A 14,492-nucleotide genomic window follows, 5' to 3' on the forward strand; every position below is an offset into this window, starting at 1 on the left:
GCGCCTCGAGGCCGCTGAGCGCGCCGCAGGCGGCATCTCTGATCGCACGCGACCCGGCGGCGCTCTGGAAGATCGCGCTCTTCATCTCGCTGCTCTTCAACGGGCTGCTGATCGTGTGGCTGCTGGCGTTGCCGCGCTGACCTCTGCAGCGGGGTGAACGAGGCGGGCCCGCCCGCCCTTTTCGGCCCAGGTGCGGGTCCAGCGAATCTGCATCACCCGCATCACCAGCAACACCGCCGCTGCCAGCACCGCGAACAGCACGAAGCCCCACACATAGCTGCCGAGGTACTGCTTCGACAAGCCCATCGCGGTGGGCACCAGGGCGCCGCCCAGCGCGCCGATCTCGCCGATCATCGAACCGGCCACCGCGGTGGTCGACGGCCAGCGCAGCGGCACGAGTTGAAAGAGAGCGCCGTTGCCCGCACCGAGCGCCGCAAAGCACAGCATCAGCAGCAGCGTGGTCACCACCAGCGAGGCGGACGCCAGACCGATCAGCGGCAGGCACACCGCCACGACCACCAGCACGACGCTCAGGGTGTTGACGCCGCCCCAACGGTCGGAGACCCAGCCGCCGGCCACGCGCAGCGCCGCCCCCATGAAGGCGGCGAGCATCGTCAGTTGGCCGGCCTGCACCTTGCTCACGCCGAACTGGTCGTAGTAGTACGAGGGCAGGAAGGTGATGAGCCCGATGAAGCCGCCGAAGGTCACGCCGTAGATCAGGCTGAAGACCCAGCCGTCCTTCTCGAACAGGCAGGCCACGTGTTCGCGCAGGCCGGCGTGGGCGTCCACATCCGGCGGCTCCTTGGCGAGCAGGATCATGACTGCCATGGGCACGGCAATGGTCACGGCGGCGATCCCGTAGACGGCCTGCCAGCCCAGCCATTGCGCCAGCGGCGGCGCGACCAGCACCGAGACCGCGGTGCCCACGTTGCCGGCGCCCACCAGCCCCATCGCCAGCCCCTTGTGCTGCGGCGGGAACCAGCCCGAACCGAGCGACAGCGCCACGCCGAAGCTCGCGCCTGCAATGCCCAGCAGCACGCCCATGGCGAGCAGGTCGTTGTAGCTCTCGACCCGGAAGTAGCCGTAGAGCAGGGCGACGGCGATCAGCGCCATCTCGACCATCGTGGCGCGCTTGCGGCCGATGTACTGCGCCAGCACGCCTAGCGGAAAGCGCATCAGCGCGCCCGCCACGATCGGGATGGAAAGCATCAGGCCGATCTGCGCCGGGCTGAGCCGGTACGTCTCGGCGATGAACGGTGCCATCGCGCCGTTGAGCACCCAGACGCAGCACGAGAACATGAAGTAGAGCGTCGCCGCGAAGAGGGTCGGCCCGTGGCCGGATCGGAGGAAGTCTTTGAAGCCGGAGCGGGCGGGGCGAGCGACAGGCATGGGCGATGGGGCGGGAACCGGAAGCAGGAAGAAGGGTCGTACGGCGAGACCAGCGCCGCACGATTCGGGACAGAACACGACGCTGTGGACGGCAGGCGAATTAGCAGTAAGCGTGCCAAATCGGACGAGCGCTGCCATGCGTTCAGCGCGCGGCGCCCGCTTTGAAGCGGGGCTTCGCGTGCCGGCATTCACAAGCTTGGTGCGGCAATGCGACAAGCTGGTGCAGTGGGTGCAGCGTTGCGAGCGGCGCGTCACGGCGACTTCGCCGCGCGATCGCTACAAGCACCGGGCCGCAAGCAGGGGGCCGCAAGCAGGGGGGCGCAAGCGCGACTTGCGGGTCTTATCATTCATTCACACCATCGGTGGCGGGCTGCCGCCATCAATCCGTCATGAGCCTGCCGCCCGATTCTTCCGTGAACGTTTCCAACCTGAGCGCAGCAATCGATGCACTCGGCCTCGCGCTGTACGTCAAGGATGCCGCGGGCCGCTACACGCACCTCAATGAGGCGGCCGCTGCCATGTTGGGGGGCGCCCAGCCTGACCGCAGCGATGCCGACATGCAGACGCCGGCGACGGCGGGGGCGCTGCGCGCTGCGGACCAGTCGGCGCTGTCTCAGCAAGACACCACGTTGTCCGAGCACAGCCTCGACATCGGCGGAAAGCGTCGCGAAGTCGTCGCTGTGCGGGTGCCGCTGGGTGGCGGCGCGCTGCTCGGTCTGTGGCTCGAGCGCAGCGAGCGCACCCGCCTGGCCGGTGACCTTCAGCAAGCGCTCACCCAACTCGAAGACCAGCAGCGCACCAACGAATTGCTGCGCGGCGAGATCGAAGGCCGTGCTCAGCAAGACGGGGCCACGCGGCTGGTGCGTCGCGAGCAGTTCGAGGACCAGCTGCGTCGCGAGATCGATCTTTCCTTGCGCGAACACCGCGAGTTCGCGGTGGTCTATGTGCACGTCGACCCGGCCCCGGACGGCACCCCGCCGCAAGACAGCTCCGGCCGCGACCGGGTGATCGAGGCGCTCGGCCGCCTCTTGCGCGGCAACACCCGCGCGATGGATGCGCCCAGCCAGCTCGACGGCGAACGCTTCGCGGTGCTGCTGTCGGGCGTGGGCCTGGCGACCGCGCATTCGCGCATGGAGGGCCTGCGCCGCCAGTGCGCGACGCAGATCGTCGTGCGCCAGGGTGCCGCGCTTCGCTTCACCGTGTCGATGGGGGTGGCGAGCTTCCCGCACACCTCGCAGACCCAGGCGGGGCTGTTGCATGCGGCCGAGGCCGCGCTGGCGCAGGCGCGCGGGCGCGGTGGCAACCATGTGGCGCTGGCCAGCATCGCTTTCGGGGGCGTGCCGGCGGCCTGAAGAAGGGGCGTTCGGCCGCGCTCAGGTGGCTGCGCTCACGGCCTAGTTTCGGCTCGCGGGTGCCTTGGCTATGGCAACGGCTGCCGCATCCGGCCGCGCTGGCAAGGCATCAGCTCAACCCTTTGTAGAGCATGTACGCCCCCAGGCCGTACAGCATCACCGCAAAAACTCGTCTGAGCTGGCGCATGTCGAGCGCGTGCGCCGCGCGCGCGCCCAGCGGCGCGGTGATCACGCTGGCGATCGAAATCACGAACAGCGCCGGCAGGTACAGAAAGCCGAGCGTGCCACCGGGCAGTCCCTGCAGGTCGCGGCCAGCGAAGATGTAGCCCACCGTGCCGGCCAGCGCGACCGGAAAACCGAGCGCCGCCGACGTGCCGACCGCGTGGTGGATCGGCACGTTGCAGCGGGTCATGAAGGGGACCGATATGAACGCGCCGCCCGCGCCGACCAGCGCGGACAACAGGCCGATCACGCTACCCGTGCCGAACAGCCCTGCGCCGCCGGGCAACTCCCGAGTGGGCTCGGGCTTGCGCCCGATCAGCATCTGCGTCGCCGCAAAGCTCACGAAAGCCGCGAACAGCAGCGCCAGCACTTGCACCGGCAAGGCCTCGGCAAGCTGGGCGCCGAGCAACGAGCCGACCACGATGCCGGGTGCGAGCAGCTTCACGATAGGCCAGCGCACGGCGCCGCGCACATGGTGCGCGCGCACGGAAGAGATAGAGGTGAAGCAGATGGTCGCCAGCGAAGTCGCCACCGCGACCTTCACCGTCAACTCCGCCGGAAAGCCCTCGAGCGTGAGCAGGAAGGTCATGAACGGCACCATCAGCATGCCGCCGCCGACACCGAGCAGCCCCGCCATGAAGCCGGCAAAGCTGCCGAGCAGCAGCAACTGGGCGATCAGCAGGCCGGTGGGCATTACGGAGGAGTCGCGCTGCCGGCCAGCAGGCTCAGCACCGCGTCCCACTCGCTCCGGCTGACCGGCGTGATCGACAGGCGGTTGCCCCGCTGCAGCACGCGCATCGTCGCCAGTGCCGGCGCGGCGCGCATCTCGGTCAGCGACAGCAGGCGGGTCTTGCGAACCAGGCGAACGTCCACACCGACCCAGCGCGGCACGTCGCGCTTTGCTGCAGCGTCGAAATAGGGACTGTCCGGTTCAAACTGCGTTTCGTCGGGGAGCGCTCGGGACGCGACTTCGGCAAGCCCGGCCACGCCGGGCTGCGGGCACGACGAGTGATAGAACAGCACGCCGTCACCGACTCCGAAATCGTCTCGCATGAAGTTGCGTGCCTGGTAGTTGCGCACGCCGGTCCATGCCAAGGTCTGCCGAGGCGCGCGCGCAAGGTCGTCGATCGAGACCTCGTCGGGCTCGGACTTCATCAGCCAGTAGGCCATGGGGGGAGGGCAAAGAAAAGCGGGGGGTGTCCGCCACGAGCCGGGAGCCGCATTCCTGAACCCAGGGTTCAGGTGGGCGAGGTCAGCGATGCTTCGGGTTCATCTGACGCGAGACGATCACGCCCGCATCGCGATGTTCCAAGCCCCTGCTCTTTCGAGCATCGGTTCAAGGAAATAAAAGCTCCCGCGAACGCGACGGACCAAGTCAGTTTACGCCTCGCGCCATGACTCGCGGGCGAATTCACAGCAATTGACCGTCGTGCCCGAGGGCTTCGTCGATGCGCGTGACCAGCGCATCGATATCGACGTTGCCGGTCGCAGCCGAGTCGTTCGCGGCCATCGGCCGCTCGGCCTGAACGTAGGCCAGGTTGAGCGCGGCCAGCACCGCGATGCGCTCGCGTGCGCGCACCTTGCCGGCGTCACGGATCGCGCACATTTCCTGGTCGACATTGCCCACCGCTTCGAGCAAGGCCCGCTCGCCGCCTTCGGGGCAGCCGAGGATGTAGCTCTGGCCCATGATGGTGACTTCGAGCTGCTTCATTTGCGCGTTTTCTCGTCGGAAGGATCGGCCACCGCACCGGCCGCCGCATCAGTCACCGGCAGGCGATCGAGCAGGGCATCGACACGCTGGCGTGCCGCTGTCAGGCGCGAGCGCAGCGAATCTCGCTCGAGGGTGACGCCGGCCAACTGCTCGACCGTCAGCGCATGCGTGCGCTGCAATTCCTGATGGCGAAGGAGCAGTCGCTCCACGCGCTCGGCCAGTTCTTCTATGGTTGCCATGCTCTCCCCGCGGGTGCTTGCAATTGTAGGGGGCCGCCTTGCCCGGCTTACACTGCGCCGCGTTGGTGCTCGTGCCGGTCTTCACGCCGGCACAGTTAAACGGGAAGCAGAGGAGATCCGCCCTTCGGGTGCGTTTCCAGCCTGCGCTGCCCCCGCAACGGTCAGCGGACGAAGCCCGAGGTTTTTACTTCGAGTTTCCGCTCTTGCGCACATGCCACTGGCAGCCAACGCTGCTGGGAAGGTCGCAAGGGTTGCTCCGCCAGCCCGGATACCGGCCAACGAGGCGGCGTGCTGCGTGAGCGGTGCGCCATGAGGTGGGCGCTTGCGGGGAAGCCGGCGCGCACGATTGCGTCGGTAGCTTTCCATGTCTTGTTTCTCCAAGGGGTCGTCCGCACCCCGTGCCGGCGTGCGTCACGCCGCAATCCGTTTGTCCTTCCTGTTCGCCATCGCTGCTTCAGCCGCATCCTCGGGGCCGGCTTGGGCCCAGTCGGCGCGCGCGGCGCCGCTGCCTTCCGTCGTGGTCACGGCGGCGCGCACCGAGACCCGCATCGACGAAACCCTGGCCGACGTGACCGTGATCGACCGCGCCGAGATCGAGCGCGCGACCGGCCGCACGCTGCCGGAACTGCTCGCCCAGCAGCCGGGCGTGCAGTTCGCGTCGAACGGCGGTCTGGGCAAACTGAGCAGCGTGTTCCTGCGCGGTCTGGAGTCGCGCCACACCTTGCTGCTGATCGACGGCGTGCGCTACGGCTCGGCCACGGTGGGCATTCCCATCTGGGAGAACCTGCCGCTCGACGAGATCGAGCGCATCGAGATCGTGCGCGGCCCGCTCTCCGGGCTTTACGGCAGCGACGCGGTCGGCGGCGTGATCCAGATCTTTACGCGCCGCGGTGCGCCGGGCCTGCGCACCAACGCGAGCCTCAGTGCCGGCAGCGACCGCTACGGCCAGGGCACGGCGGGCCTGCGTTTCGGGTCGGGCGCATTCGACGGCGCGGTGCAGCTCAGCCACACCCGCACGCGCGGCTTCTCTGCAACCAACCCGCAGGCACTGTTCGGCAGCTTCAATGACGATGACGACGGCTTCCGGCAGAACGCCGGCACCGTGCAGCTCGGCGTGAAGTTCGGCGCCGGCTGGCGCGCCGACTTGCGCGCCTTGCAGTCCGAGGGCAAGACGGAGTACGACGACGGACCCGGCGCCGACAGTCGTGCGGAACTGCGCGCCTCGGTGCAGTCGCTGGCGGTGGGCGGGCCGGTCACGGACGACTGGCGCTCGCTGGTTCGCCTCTCGCGTTCGCGCGACGACTTCGACACGATCGCCAGCGCCTCGCCGTTCGCCGGCCTGGGCACCACCCGGACCGTGCAGCGCCAGCTCAGTTGGGAGAACAACATCGCCACGCGCTTGGGCAGCGCCTTGCTGCTGGCCGAGCGCATCGAGCAGGACGTGAGCCGCCCGGGCGACCCGTATGTCGTCTCGGACCGCAGCATCAACGGCGTGGCGGCGGGCCTCAACGGCAAGGCCGGCGTGCACACCTGGCAAGGCAATCTTCGCCATGACCGCAACTCGCAGTTCGGCTCGCAGACGACGGGCAGCCTGGGTTACGGCGTCGACATCACGTCTGCGCTGCGCGCCGGCTTCTCCTACGGCACGAGCTTCGTCGCGCCCAGCTTCAACCAGCTGTATTTCCCCAACTTCGGCAGCCCCGATCTGTTGCCGGAGGAAGGCCGCCACCGCGAGCTGAGCCTGCGCTGGGCCGACGCGGGCCACGAGGTCCGCGCGGCCTGGTTCGCGAACCGCATCGACGGGTATGTGACGCCGGGGCCGAACCCGTCGAACACCGACGCACGCATCGACGGCTTCAGTCTCGGCTACGACGTGCACCTCGGGCGCTGGCACGTCGCTGCGTCCGCCGAGCTGATCGATCCGCGCAACGACTCGCGCAGCAGCCCGAACTTCGGCAAGCAACTGCCGCGGCGCGCGAAGGAAAGCGTCAAGGCCAGCGCCGGGGTCGATCTCGGCGCCTGGCAACTCGGCGGAAGACTGGCCGCCTTCGGCCGGCGCTTCGATGACCAGGCCAACACGCTGCCGGTGGGCGGCTACGGCGTCGCCGATCTGTATGCCGACTGGCGCCTTGCGTCCGAATGGACCTTGGGGCTGCGTTTGAACAACGTGGCCGACAAATCCTACGAGACGGCCTATGGCTTCAACCAGCCGGCGCGCCAGGGCTTCGTGACGCTGCGCTACAGCGGCCGGTGAGCGGATAGTGCGCACATGGCTGAGCTGACGGCGATCGATGGGCGATCGTGCCTGCGCAGGGGCGCTGTGGCAGGGCTGATCACGCTGGCGTTGCTGGCGCCGGCGTCGGCGGCGACGGTCGATCCGGGCAGCGCCGAGGCCGCGCCAAGGGCTCCGGAGAATGGCGCGATTGCGCTGCTCGCCATGCGGAGCGGGGTCACTGCGCAGGCGAAGCCGCAAGGCTTCAGGGCCGCGCAGACGAGTCCGCGCAGCGCGCCGACCGAGCGGATCACGGTGCGCGACGACCGCGGCGTCTCGTTGTCCTTCGCGGCGCCGCCGGCGCGCATCGTGAGCCTGCTGCCCTCGTTGACCGAGAGCGTGTGTGCGCTGGGTGGTTGCGCGCGTCTCGTCGGCATCGACCGCTTTTCGGACTGGCCGAGTGAAGTGCAATCGCTGCCCCGGCTCGGCGGTCTGGAAGACGCGCAAATCGAACGCATCGTGGCGCTCGAGCCCGACGTGGTGCTGGCCGCGGCCTCGGCCCGCTCGACGCAGCGGCTCGAGGCCTTGGGCTTGAAGGTGCTCGTGGTGGAGTCGCAGACGCATGCCGACGTGAAGCGCACGCTGGGCCTGCTGGCGCGGCTGCTTGGAACGCCGGACGAGGCGGCCCGGCTGTGGTCGGCGATCGAGCAGGATCTGCAGCGCGCCGCCGCGCTTGTGCCGCCGGCGCGGCGCGGCCAGCGCGTCTATTTCGAGGTCGCCTCGGCGCCCTATGCCGCGGGGGCCGCTTCCTTCATCGGCGAGACCTTGGCGCGTCTGGGCATGGCCAATGCGGTGCCGGCCGAGCTCGGGCCGTTTCCCAAGCTCAACCCGGAGTACGTGGTGCGCATTCAGCCCGATATCGTGATGGCGGTGCAGCGCGAGATCGACGCGATGCCGCGCCGCCCGGGCTGGCGCCACCTGCGCGCCCTGCAGCAGCAGCGCACCTGCGGCTTCGCGGCCGGGCGCTACGAGATGCTGGTGCGACCCGGCCCGCGGCTCGGCGAGGCGGCGCTGCAGCTAGCTGACTGTCTGGCCATGCTGGAGCCGCGCTGATGCACGAAGCCCGGGCAGTTACCGAACGCGCACGTCGCCTGCGGCTGAACCTTGGCCTTGCGGTGACCGCGCTGCTCCTGACTGCTGCCGGCCTCATGGCCGGCAGCGAGGGCTGGTCCTGGCGCTCGCTGATGGCGCCGGATGCAGCACTGATCGTCGGTGAGATTCGCGCGCCTCGCACGCTGGGAGCCTGGTTCACCGGCGCGCTGCTGGGCCTGGCGGGGGCGGTGGCGCAAGGCCTGTTCCGCAACCCGCTGGCCGACCCGTATCTGCTCGGCTCGGCCTCGGGCGCCTCGCTCGGCGTGGTGCTGGTGCTGGCTGCGAGCGCGCTCGGTGGGCAGGCGATCAGCCTGGCGAGCGTCGATGCGCTGCTGCGCGTGGGATTGGTCGGTGCGGCCTTCGCCGGCGCACTCGGCGGCGTGCTGCTGACTTTGCTGCTGGCCACCGGCGCGCAGCAGACCACGCGGCTGCTGCTGGCCGGCGTGGTGGTCGGCGTGGTGCTGAGCGCGATCAGCGACCTGGTGACGACGGCGGCGCCCGATGCGCTGCGCGGCAAGGAGGTCTTCATGCTCGGCAGCACCGGCTTTCTCGGCTGGCCAGCGGTGCTGTTGATGGCGGCCGGGCTCGCGCTGGTGTTGCCGCTGGCCTGGCGGCTCGCCCGCGCGCTCGACGCCCTGAGCCTGGGCGAGGCGACGGCCCTCACCCTCGGGTTGCCGCTGGCGCGGTTGCGCATCGTGCTCGTGGCGGTGTTGGCGCTGGCCACTGGCCTGGCGGTGTCGCAGGCGGGCCTGATCGCATTCGTCGGCCTCGTGGCGCCGCACCTGGTGCGGCGTTTCGCGCCGGCGCCACAGGGCTACACGTTGGTCGCGAGCGCGGCGATGGGCGGGGTGCTTCTCCTGGCTGCCGATGTGCTGGCCCGCACGCTGATCGCACCGCAGGAGCTGCCGGTGGGCGTGCTCACTGCCGTGCTCGGTGGGGGCTACCTGCTGTGGCTGTTGCATCGAAGGGGCGTCCGGTGAGACCGTCGTCGGCACCCCTGAGGACACCCAGTGCCCCCTCGGCAACCCGGATGCGATTCGTCGCGGTCGAGGCGTCTTCATGAGCAGCGCCGCTTTGCGCGTCCATGCGCTGCACATGAGTCTCGGCGGGCACGAGGTCTTGCGCGGGGTATCGCTCGATTTCGCGGTGGGCTGGACGGCCATCGTCGGCCCGAACGGCGCAGGCAAATCGACTTTGCTGCACGTGCTGGCGGGCTTGCTGAAACCGGCCGCCGGCCGGGTGGAGCTGGCCGGCCAGGCGCTGGCTCACTGGAGCGCGCGCCAGCGCGGGCAGCGCCTGGCCTGGCTGTCGCAGCAGGGCGAGGCTACCGGCGAGCTGACGGTGCGCGAGGTCGTGCACCTCGGCCGCCTGCCTCTCCTCGGGTTGTTCGCGGTGCCGGGCCCCGCCGACGAGGCCGCGGTCGATGAGGCCATCGCCGCGACCGAATGCGCGGCCTGGCAACACCGGCGCCTGCACGAGCTCTCGGGCGGCGAACGCCAGCGTGCGCTGCTCGCGCGGGCGCTGGCGACGCAGGCGCCCGTGCTGTTGCTCGACGAACCCACCACCCACCTCGACCCGCCGCACCAGGTCGCGCTGGTCAAGCTGCTGCGCCGGCTGGGCCGCACGCGGACGGTCGTCAGCGTGCTGCACGACCTGCCGCTGGCCTTGCAGGCCGATCGCCTGGTCGTGCTCGAACAAGGCCACGTGCGCGCCGAGGGTGCGCACGACGATCCGGTGCTGCATGCGACGCTCGTGGCAGTGTTCGGCGGCGCGCTGCGGGTCGAGCCGCTGGCAGGGAGTTCCGCGGGGCGCTACGTCACCGTGCCCAACCTGGAGGCCTGAAGCATGAAAGTTCGAGTGCTTTTTTCCTCCATGCTCGCGGCCGGAAGCGGGGTCGCCGACTTCGTTCAGCAAATTCTTATTCACTGCGTCGGCGACCCCGCTTCCGTCCGGGCCGGCGCTTTCGGGGCAGCGCAAGAGCCCGCTGCTGCCGGCTTCGTTCACGCCCACATGACCGAAGGCCTTGAACACCGATGACCCACCCACCCCGCACCGCGATCAGTTGGAGCGCCGGCAAGGATTCGTGCCTGGCTTGGCTGCGCGCTCAGGAACAGGGCTTGAACGTGTCCACCTTCGTGACGATGTGCGAACCCGGCGGCACGAGCAAGTCGCACGCGCTGCCGCCCGAACTGGTCGCCGCCCAGGTGCGTGCGATCGGCGGCGAGTGGTGGCCGGTCGAGGCCGGGCCCGGCGAGTACGCCGCAGTCTTCGATGCGACGCTGCGCCGCCTGGTCGCCTCCGGCCACAGCCACCTCGTGTTCGGCGACATCGATCTGCAGGCCCACCGCGACTGGCTGGAGCCGGCCTGCGCAAAGGCGGGCTTGGTCGCGGTATTTCCGCTGTGGGGCGAGCCGCGCGCGGCCATCGCACAGGAGATCGTGCGACGCGGCATTCGCGCGCGCCTGGTGTGCGTCGATACGCGCTGGCTCGACGCCTCGTACTGCGGCACCGACTACGGCGCCGCGCTGCTCGCACGCCTTCCGGCCGGCGTGTGCCCCTGCGGCGAGGGCGGCGAGTTCCATACCTTCGTCTTCGATGCACCGGGCTTCGCTCAGCCTCTGGCGATCGACTCCGGCGAGCAGCGCCGCGTGCGCTCGGTGCCGCCGCTGGCACCCACCGAGTTGGTGCTGCAGACGCCGAGCTTGTGCCCGAGGACGCCACGATGACAGCCCGAGCCGTCATGGTGCTCGGCACCACCAGCGGCGCCGGCAAGAGCTGGCTGGCGACGGCGCTGTGCCGCTGGTACGCGCGCCAGGGCTTGAAGGTTGCGCCCTTCAAGGCGCAGAACATGAGCAACAACGCGCGTGTCGTGCCCGGGCCGCTCGGACGGCTCGGGGAGATCGGCAGCGCGCAATACTTCCAGGCGATGGCGGCGCGCGCGGCACCCGAGGTGCGCATGAATCCGGTGCTGCTCAAACCCGAGCGCGACACCGCGAGCCAGGTCGTCGTGCTCGGCGAGGTGCGGCCCGATCTTGCCGCCGTGCCCTGGCGCGAACGCAGCGAGCTGTTGTGGCCCTTCGCGCGTGAGGCGCTGCACGCGCTGATGAGCGAGAACGACGTCGTCGTGATCGAAGGCGCCGGCTCGCCGGCCGAGATCAACCTGCACGCGAGCGACTACGTCAACATGCGCACCGCGCTCGCGGCGCGGGCGGCCTGCCTGCTGGTCAGCGACATCGACCGCGGCGGCGCCTTCGCCCACCTCTACGGCACGCACCGGCTGCTGCCCGAGGCCGAGCGCGCGCTGATCCGCGGCTTCGTGCTCAATCGCTTTCGGGGGGATGCCGGCTTGCTCGCGCCGGGGCCGCAACAGTTGCAGGCCTTGACCGGCGTGCCGACCGTCGCGGTGCTGCCGATGTGGCGCGGCCACGGGTTACCCGAAGAAGACGGCCTGCACGACGACGGACCTCCGTCGCGCATCGCGAGCTTTGCGGCGCCGAGCAGCAAGCCCGATGGCGATGCCGACGGCAATCGCGGCGGTGCCAGCGACGGCAATGATGGCGGCATCGGCATCGGCATCGGCGGTGGCGGTGGCGGTGGCGGTGGCATCGGTGGTGGCATCGGCGGTGGCGGCAGCAGCAGCGGAAGCGGCGATACCAACGGCAGCGGCAACCGTACCGGTGCGCGCTGCCGCATCGCGATCGTCGCCTACCCGCGCATCAGCAACCTCGACGAGTTTCAGCCGCTGCGCAGCGTGCCCGGCGCGACGCTGGCCTGGGCACGCAGCCCGGCCGATCTCTTTGGTGCCGACTGGATCGTCCTGCCCGGCTCCAAGCACACCGTCGGCGACCTCGCCTGGTTGCGCACCCAGGGCCTCGACGCCGTGATCGCCCGTCATGCCGCGCGCGGAGGCCGCGTGCTCGGCTTGTGTGGTGGCCTGCAGATGCTGGGCGAGGCGCTCGTCGATCCGCTCGGCGTGGAAGGCGGCGCCGAGAGCAACGCGCCGGGCCTCGGCCTGCTGCCGCTGGTCACCGCTTTCGAGCGCGACAAGCTTTTGCGCCACACCCGCGCGAGCTTCGCCGCGCTCGACGGCGAGTGGTCGGCGCTCTCGCACCTGAGCTTCGACGGCTACGAGATCCGCCATGGCCGCAGCGTGCAGCATCCCGCGATGGAGCCCGCCGCCGTGGCGCTGCGCAATGCCGAAGGCGAGCCCATCGGCTGGCAGCAGGGTAGCGTCCTCGGCCTGTACGCACACGGCCTGTTCGAGTCGGCCGACGTGCTGCGCACGCTGTTCGGTGCAGGCGTGCGGGCGCTCGACGTGGTGTTCGACGGGCTGGCCGATTTCATCGACGTGCACTTCGAGCCGGGCGTATTGCTGCGCCTGCTCGAAGCCCAGGGCCCGGCGCCATGACCGGCCCGCGCCGCATCGCCTGCCTGTCCACCGAGGCGGTCGAGGTGCTGTGGCGCCTGGGTGCGCAAGACCGCGTTGCCGGCATCTCGGGCTACAGCGTCTATCCACCCGAAGCGAGGCAGCAAAAGCCCAAGGTCAGCGGCTTCTCGACCCTGCGCATGGACAGGCTGCTGGCGGTGAAGCCCGATCTCGTTATCGGCTTCTCGGACCTGCAGCGGCCGCTGCTCGACCAGTGCGAAGCGCAAGGCCTGCCGGTGCTGTGGTTCGACCACCGCGACATCGCCGGCATCCACGCGATGGTGGGCGCGCTCGGCGAACTCGTCGAAGAGCGAGCCGCGGCCACGCAGCTCCGTGGCGAACTGCAGCGCCGGCAGGACGCGGTGGCCGAGGCGGCCGCGCGCCTGCCGTGGCGGCCCCGCGTGTACTTCGAGGAATGGGACGAGCCGATGATCTGCGGCATCGGCTGGGTGAGCGAGTTGATCGCTGTGGCGGGCGGCACCGACGTGTTTGCCGAGCGCTCGCGGCAGGGCGGCGCGCGCGAGCGCATCGTCACGAGCGAGGAGGTGCTCGCTGCCGACCCGCAACTCGTCATCGGCTCCTGGTGCGGCAAGCGCTTCGTGGCCGAGCGGGTGCGCGCACGGCCCGACTGGCAGTCGCTCGATGCGGCGCTGGCCGAAGTGAAATCGGCCGACATTCTCTCGCCCGGCCCGGCCGCTATCGAGCGCGGCTTGCCGCGCCTGCATCAACTGATCGCGGCGTGCTGCGCCGCCGAGCAGCCGCCGGCTCCGACATGAACTCGATGCGAGCCGAACCGCATGCCGCCCAGAGTCCCGTTTTTCAGAAGCTCGCGCTTCGTCACCGGCGCATCGCGTGCCGCGCTGCGCGCACGATGCTCTGCGCATCGACGCCGAAGAAGTCGCGCAGCGCCGCGCGCGTGTCGCTGCGCCCGAAGCCGTCGGTGCCCAGCGTGAGCAGGCGCCGGCCCGGGGGCAGGTAGGCGCGGATGCTCTCGGGGACGGCGCGAACGTAGTCGGTGGCGGCGACGATCGGGCCGGCGCTCTTCGCGAGCTGCTGCGCGACGAAGGGCTCCGACGCCGGCTCGCCGCGCAAGGCGGCAGCTTCGCAGGCCGCACCGTCGCGCGCCAGCTCGCTCCAGCTCGTGACGCTGAACACCTCGGCGCTGATGCCCTCGTCAGCCAGGATCTGCGCGGCCTTGAGCACTTCGGTGAGGATCGCACCGGAACCCATCAGGGTGATCTGCGCCGCCGCACCGTCGGCGCCGTAACGCCCGATGCGATAGCACCCGCGCAGCACATCGGCATGCGCCTCGGGCGGCAGACTGGGCTGCGCGTAGTTTTCGTTCATCAGCGTCACGTAGTAGAAAACGTCCTTCTGCTCGACCATCATCTCGCGGATGCCGGCATCGACGATGACCGCCATCTCGCCCGCGAAGGCCGGGTCGTAGGCCTTGCAGTTCGGAATGGTCGCGGCGACCAGGTGGCTGGTGCCGTCCTGGTGCTGCAGCCCCTCGCCGCCGAGCGTGGTGCGCCCCGAGGTGGCGCCGAGCAGGAAGCCGCGCGCGCGCTGGTCCGCGGCCGCCCAGATCTGGTCGCCCACGCGCTGAAAGCCGAACATCGAGTAGTAGATGTAGAAGGGCAGCATCGCCAGGCCGTGCACGCTGTAGCTGGTGGCCGCGGCGGTCCAGCTCGCCAGGGCGCCGGCCTCGCTGATCCCTTCTTCGAGGATCTGACCGTCGGTCGCTTCGCGGTAGCTCAGGATCGTGTCGATGTCTTCCGGCGAATAGCGC

At 70.0% G+C, this 14,492-nt stretch carries 13 protein-coding genes, 1 other RNA gene, 1 pseudogene and 1 riboswitch; of the genes and pseudogenes, 8 read left to right on the plus strand and 7 right to left on the minus strand.

What is annotated here, in order from left to right:
- Positions 1-96: 96 nt before the first annotated feature.
- Complete coding sequence (locus tag H0W38_RS05435; protein ID WP_292451944.1) at positions 97-1,389, minus strand: nitrate/nitrite transporter; 1,293 nt, start codon at positions 1,387-1,389, stop codon at positions 97-99.
- Between the two features lie 389 nt (positions 1,390-1,778).
- Here H0W38_RS05435 and H0W38_RS05440 point away from each other — a divergent pair, with 389 nt between their 5' ends.
- Entirely contained in the window at positions 1,779-2,741 is a 963-nt protein-coding gene (locus tag H0W38_RS05440) for a diguanylate cyclase (RefSeq protein WP_292451946.1), read from the plus strand.
- A 109-nt stretch (positions 2,742-2,850) separates the two neighbouring features.
- Here the strand turns inward: H0W38_RS05440 and H0W38_RS05445 are convergent, their stop codons facing one another.
- The 5 genes from H0W38_RS05445 to H0W38_RS05465 form a co-directional block, all read right to left on the minus strand.
- Positions 2,851-3,657 carry a sulfite exporter TauE/SafE family protein gene (locus tag H0W38_RS05445; protein WP_292451948.1) on the minus strand — a complete coding sequence of 269 codons (807 nt, stop codon included), beginning with the start codon at positions 3,655-3,657 and terminating at the stop codon, positions 2,851-2,853.
- Entirely contained in the window at positions 3,657-4,133 is a 477-nt protein-coding gene (locus H0W38_RS05450; RefSeq protein ID WP_292451950.1) for an EVE domain-containing protein, read from the minus strand. Before H0W38_RS05450 ends, H0W38_RS05445 begins: the two co-directional genes overlap by 1 nt.
- Before the next feature lie 23 nt (positions 4,134-4,156).
- Positions 4,157-4,338: non-coding RNA, 6S RNA (gene ssrS / locus H0W38_RS05455), on the minus strand.
- A 36-nt stretch (positions 4,339-4,374) separates the two neighbouring features.
- Positions 4,375-4,674: a cell division protein ZapA gene (locus tag H0W38_RS05460; protein WP_292451952.1), complete on the minus strand. Its 300-nt coding sequence runs from the start codon at positions 4,672-4,674 to the stop codon at positions 4,375-4,377.
- Complete coding sequence (locus H0W38_RS05465; RefSeq protein ID WP_292451954.1) at positions 4,671-4,913, minus strand: DUF904 domain-containing protein; 243 nt, start codon at positions 4,911-4,913, stop codon at positions 4,671-4,673. The genes H0W38_RS05460 and H0W38_RS05465 overlap by 4 nt, the downstream gene beginning before the upstream one ends.
- Before the next feature lie 46 nt (positions 4,914-4,959).
- Positions 4,960-5,208, plus strand: a riboswitch (cobalamin riboswitch).
- 111 nt (positions 5,209-5,319) lie between these two features.
- Here H0W38_RS05465 and H0W38_RS05470 point away from each other — a divergent pair.
- The 7 genes from H0W38_RS05470 to H0W38_RS05500 all read left to right on the plus strand — a co-directional run bounded on the left by H0W38_RS05470 (position 5,320) and on the right by H0W38_RS05500 (position 13,479).
- Positions 5,320-7,167 (plus strand): TonB-dependent receptor, encoded by a 1,848-nt coding sequence (locus H0W38_RS05470; RefSeq protein WP_292451955.1) that lies wholly within the window; start codon positions 5,320-5,322, stop codon positions 7,165-7,167.
- Positions 7,168-7,182: 15 nt separating this feature from the next.
- Complete coding sequence (locus H0W38_RS05475; protein WP_292451956.1) at positions 7,183-8,238, plus strand: ABC transporter substrate-binding protein; 1,056 nt, start codon at positions 7,183-7,185, stop codon at positions 8,236-8,238.
- Positions 8,238-9,257 carry an iron ABC transporter permease gene (locus tag H0W38_RS05480; RefSeq protein ID WP_292451957.1) on the plus strand — a complete coding sequence of 340 codons (1,020 nt, stop codon included), beginning with the start codon at positions 8,238-8,240 and terminating at the stop codon, positions 9,255-9,257. The genes H0W38_RS05475 and H0W38_RS05480 overlap by 1 nt, the downstream gene beginning before the upstream one ends.
- Before the next feature lie 79 nt (positions 9,258-9,336).
- Entirely contained in the window at positions 9,337-10,119 is a 783-nt protein-coding gene (locus H0W38_RS05485) for an ABC transporter ATP-binding protein (protein ID WP_292451958.1), read from the plus strand.
- A 191-nt stretch (positions 10,120-10,310) separates the two neighbouring features.
- A complete protein-coding gene (locus tag H0W38_RS05490; RefSeq protein ID WP_292451960.1) occupies positions 10,311-11,003 on the plus strand; it encodes an adenine nucleotide alpha hydrolase in 693 nt (230 codons plus the stop codon).
- Positions 11,000-12,685 carry a cobyric acid synthase gene (locus H0W38_RS05495; protein WP_292451962.1) on the plus strand — a complete coding sequence of 562 codons (1,686 nt, stop codon included), beginning with the start codon at positions 11,000-11,002 and terminating at the stop codon, positions 12,683-12,685. The genes H0W38_RS05490 and H0W38_RS05495 overlap by 4 nt, the downstream gene beginning before the upstream one ends.
- Positions 12,682-13,479: an ABC transporter substrate-binding protein gene (locus tag H0W38_RS05500; RefSeq protein ID WP_292451963.1), complete on the plus strand. Its 798-nt coding sequence runs from the start codon at positions 12,682-12,684 to the stop codon at positions 13,477-13,479. Before H0W38_RS05495 ends, H0W38_RS05500 begins: the two co-directional genes overlap by 4 nt.
- 61 nt (positions 13,480-13,540) lie before the next feature.
- Here the strand turns inward: H0W38_RS05500 and H0W38_RS05505 are convergent.
- Positions 13,541-14,492, minus strand: a pseudogene (locus H0W38_RS05505) (pyruvate dehydrogenase (acetyl-transferring), homodimeric type); the annotation flags it as partial.

This window comes from Methylibium sp. (assembly GCF_013817365.1).
GTDB lineage: Bacteria > Pseudomonadota > Gammaproteobacteria > Burkholderiales > Burkholderiaceae_C > Methylibium.